Annotated in this window: 2 protein-coding genes and 1 pseudogene; 2 read left to right on the forward strand and 1 reads right to left on the reverse strand. The window is 76.1% G+C overall.

From position 1 onward, the window contains the following. Nucleotides 1-87: 87 nt before the first annotated feature. Nucleotides 88-402, forward strand: a pseudogene (locus ABT085_RS44495) (hypothetical protein); the annotation flags it as partial. A gap of 324 nt (nt 403-726) precedes the next feature. Here ABT085_RS44495 and ABT085_RS46935 read toward each other — a convergent pair. After that, nucleotides 727-2,910, reverse strand: a complete 2,184-nt coding sequence (locus tag ABT085_RS46935; protein WP_502982984.1) for a cell division protein PerM — start codon at nt 2,908-2,910, stop codon at nt 727-729. A 113-nt stretch (nt 2,911-3,023) separates the two neighbouring features. Here ABT085_RS46935 and ABT085_RS44505 point away from each other — a divergent pair, with 113 nt between their 5' ends. Beyond that, nucleotides 3,024-4,136: a helix-turn-helix domain-containing protein gene (locus ABT085_RS44505; protein ID WP_351622396.1), complete on the forward strand. Its 1,113-nt coding sequence runs from the start codon at nt 3,024-3,026 to the stop codon at nt 4,134-4,136. Nucleotides 4,137-4,175: the final 39 nt, after the last annotated feature.

Genomic DNA, 4,175 nt, shown 5'->3' on the forward strand with positions numbered 1-4,175 from the left:
CGTCCTCGGCCTCGCTCGCGGAGCCGAGCAGGCGGTAGGCGATCGCCTCCAGGCGCGGCCTGGATGCCTCGAACCGGTCCACGTCGTTCATGGTCGTACCTGAGCCTGCTGCTCGGCGCCCTGGCCGTGTACTGGGGCGTCAGCGCCCTGCGGATCAAGCCCCGCACCCCCGACCCGAACACCCCCGCCCAGACAACGACCGGGCGCCCGCAGACCACCGCCGCGGTGAGCGGTCTGGTCACGGCCTCGCTGGCCATCGTCCTGGTCGCGGCGGGCTTCACCGCCCAGCTCGTCTACCGCGACTACTACACCTGCACGAACGACGCCCTCACCAACGCGGCGAAGCAGTCCTGCAAGCAGCTCCTGCCGGAGGAACTGCGCGGGGTACTGGGCACCAACTGACGGCCGGGGCCTGCGCCTCCCGCGGGGGAGGGGGTCCGACGGGGAGGGGTTCCTGCGGGCGGAGGTGCCGACGGGCGGAGCCGACCGACAGAGGGCTCCGACCGGCAGGGGTCCCGACCGGCAGGGACCCGGCTGGCAGAGATGCCGACCTGCAGGAACTACGGCTGATACGGGTGCCGACCGCCGGAGGAACCGACCGGCCGGAACTCCGGCTGGGCGGGGCGCCGACGGGCAGAGATGCCGGCTGGCAGAAGTGCCGACCGGGGGACTCCGACGGGCACGGGCCCGGCCGGCAGAGGTGTCGGTGGTTCCCCGGAGCTGATGTCAGGGGCGTGGGTCGGTGGTGTCGTCCGCGGGGCCGGACGCGTCCCGCAGGGCCGCCCAGCGGGCCTCGCGCGCCGCGTCGCCGTGCCAGGGTCCGGGCAGCGGCTCGACGGCTGGGGGATCGGCCGGGAGGAGGTCGTACGGGCTCTCGTCCTCGCGGCGCCGGGCCGCGCCCCGGGTGTTCCCCGGCTTCGTCTTGGGCCCGCTCGAACGCCGACCCCGCAGCAGCCTGCCGACCGCAGGGCGCCCCGGCATCCGGAACCGCCGCCCGTGCGCGTCCCGGCCTTCCTCCGTCCGCCCGGGTTCCGCCCCGGGCGTCCGCTCCGGCACCGGCCGGGGCACCGACGCCGACGCCTCCCCCGGCCCGGCCGGCCGGTCGGCCCGCGTGCGCCCCGGGACGCGCGGCAGACGCCGGCGCACCCGCACCCCCGGCTCCGCCTGGCCTGCCCGCTCTCTCGCCTTCCCCTGGCTCCCCTGCGTCTTCGGTGGCTGCCCGGGGATCGTCCCGGTGACCGCCTTCGGCGTCGGGGCGGCCGTCGGTTCGGGTGCCGGGGCCGACGTCGGTCCGGGCGTCGGGTCCGAGGGCGGCTCCGGCACCGTCCTCGCGCCCAGTCTCCACGTCCGTTTCGGCCTCGAACCCGGCGCCGACTCCGACGCCGGAGCGGCTGCCGGTACCGGTGCCGATGCTGGTACCGATGCCGGGGCCGAGGGCGGCTTCGGCAGCGTCTTCCTCCTCACGGCCAGCCTCCACGTCCGCTTCGGTCCCGCCCCCTGCGTCGGCTCCGACGCCGGAGCGGCTGCCGAGGCGGACGCCGGTGCCGAGGCCGGCGCGGGCTCGGCCGCCTCGGCGCGCTGTCTGCCGATCGTCGACTCGGGGCCCGCCTTCGCAACGGCGTCCCGGTTCCGCCACCACCGCGCCGCCAGTGCCAGCGGCACCCCCACGCCCGCCGTCCAGGCCAGCGCCGCGCAGCCCACCTGCCACCACACCGGCCCGAACCGGGCGAGCGTGGCGACGCCGAGCGGGCCGCCCGCCAGCGCGGCCAGTACCGCGAGCGCCCCCGCACACAGCACCGCCGCCAGCCCGGCCGAGGCCGCGGTCCGCTCCCGCGACCAGCCCCGGGTCCCCGGCCTGCGCAGCGCCGCCCTCGCCGTGAACCAGCCCACCGTCACCCCGGCCGCCACCGGCACCGCCGCGCACGCCCAGTTCAGCGGCGTACCCGGCCCGGCGTCCGGGACCGCGGCCAGCAGCGGGAAGGGCGGGAACAGCGGAGCGGGAGCCGAGGCGACGGGGGCCGCGACATGGCCGACACCCAGCGTGAAGCCGGGACCGAGGGCGTACGCGGCCGCCCACACCACCGCGTTCGGCATCAGCGCGAGGCACAGCAGCAGCACGGCGAACCGCCCCGACCAGCCCTCCGTCAGCTGCCAGAAGGACGCGCGTGCCGTATCCCCGTGCCACACCAGCGACACCCCCACCAGCAGCGCCCCACCGCCGAAGTACACCACCGTCCCGGCGGCGGCGGTCCGTACGACGGCGCCGAGCCGCGCCCGCGCGTCCGCCCCGAGGAGCAGCCGCCGCAGCGCGCCAGGCAGCAGGCCCAGCACACGGTCGACCGGACCGCGGGGCCGCCCGTACGCCGTCCACACGCCCGCCCCGGCCATCACCACGGCGACCAGCGGCAGGCTCACCTCCGTCGATCTCCACGAGGGCCGAAGATCGCCGCCCGCGGCGTAGAGAGCGGCGGCCGCGCCGACGGCCAGATAGCCGAGGACGACACCCGCCCAGGCCGTGTGCGCCGCGACCGGCGGCAGGTCCGCGTCCACATCGGTGTCCCCGTCGCCGTCCACCGCGTCCCGTGCCGCCCGGTACACCAGCCAGGCCGGCAGCGCGCACAGCAGCAGCGGGGTGAGGCCCACGGGGGCCGGAACGCCGGAGAGGGTGTCGGTGCGGACCAGTTCGGCACCGTGCGCCAGCAGCCACAGGGCGGCGGCGACATGCAGGGCGCCCCCGGGGCCGCTGTCGGGATACGGCGAACTGATCCAGAGCACCATCACGAGCACGGCGAGCGCGCCGAGTCCGAGCCCCGCGGCGACGGCACCGCCCAGGAGACTGGCGCCCAGTCCCGGCGAACGGTCGCGCATCCGCATCAGCAGGGGTGACAGCAACGATCGGCGAGCGGTCATCTGGATCACGTCGCCATGCTCCCAACGACACGCGCTTTACCGTCGTAACAGGCGAACCTCCGACGTGTCACTCAATATAAATTTATGTACTTTTTCGTACGGAAGGGCGTCCTGTGACACAGAGCCCTGCGCCCCCGCTCCCCTCTCCGGGCGAACGCCGACGCCTGCGCGAGAAGGGTGCGTTGACGCAGGATCAGGTCGCTGCGCGGATCGGCGTCCCTCTGCGGACGGTGCGTGCGTGGGAAGCCGGCCGCGCCGCTCCGCGAGGCCGGAAGCTGGAGGAGTACGCCAGGCTGCTGGCCGCGTTCGCGGAGCCCGGCCCCGGCGGGACGGCCGACCGGGGGACGGACGGGACCGAGACGACCGCGCCGCTGGAGCGGCAGACGCCACCGGACGCCGGACCGGCGCGGGACGGCATGGAGACCGCGGCCCTGACACCGGATCAGGCCTTCGACGCGCTGTACTCGTTCTGCGCCCCCGCCCTCGTCCGGCAGGCGTATCTGCTCACCGGCCGCCGCGCACTCGCCCGCGAGTCGGTCGAGCGCGCCTTCCAGAGCGCCTGGCAGCGCTGGCCCGAGGTGGCCCAGGACTGCGACCCGGCCGGCTGGGTGCGGGCGACGACGTACGAGTACGCGCTCTCCCCCTGGCACCGGTTCCGCCTCGGTCACCGGCGCGGCGAACCCCCGCCCGCCGACGCGGCCGACCGCGTACTGATGGACGTACTCCTGGGGCTCCCGCCGTCGTACCGCCGCACTCTTCTGCTGCACGACGGGGTCGGTCTCGGTCTGCCGGAGACGGCGGCGGAGACGGAGGCGAGCAGACGGGCGACCGCGAAGCGGCTGCTGCACGCGCGCGAGGCGGTCGCGGCGCAGGTGCCGGAGCTCGCGGACCCGTCCCACCTGCACCGGCGGCTCATCGAACTGGCCGCCGCCGAACGTCTGTCGGCGGCCAGGCCGGCGACGGTGCGGGTGAACGGGGAACGCAGGGCGCGCTTCTGGACCCGGTCCGCGATCGCGTTCACGGTCGCCGTCATCGGCGCCACCACGCTGACCCTGCACACCGCGCCCACGCGCTACGAACCGCCGGTGCCCGCCGGGGAGACGGTGCGGGGAGTCCCGCCGAAGTCGGCGCCGGGCCCGCTGTCGTTCCAGCAGGAGATCCTGCGGGACATGCTGCGCTCGCAGACGCAGAGCGGGCCGGAGCGGCTGGTGCCGGAGGCCCGGTGAGGGCGGACATGCGGCAGGGCCCGCACCCCGTGAGGGTGC

It is taken from the genome of Streptomyces sp. NPDC002265 (assembly GCF_040296125.1).
Classification (GTDB): domain Bacteria; phylum Actinomycetota; class Actinomycetes; order Streptomycetales; family Streptomycetaceae; genus Streptomyces.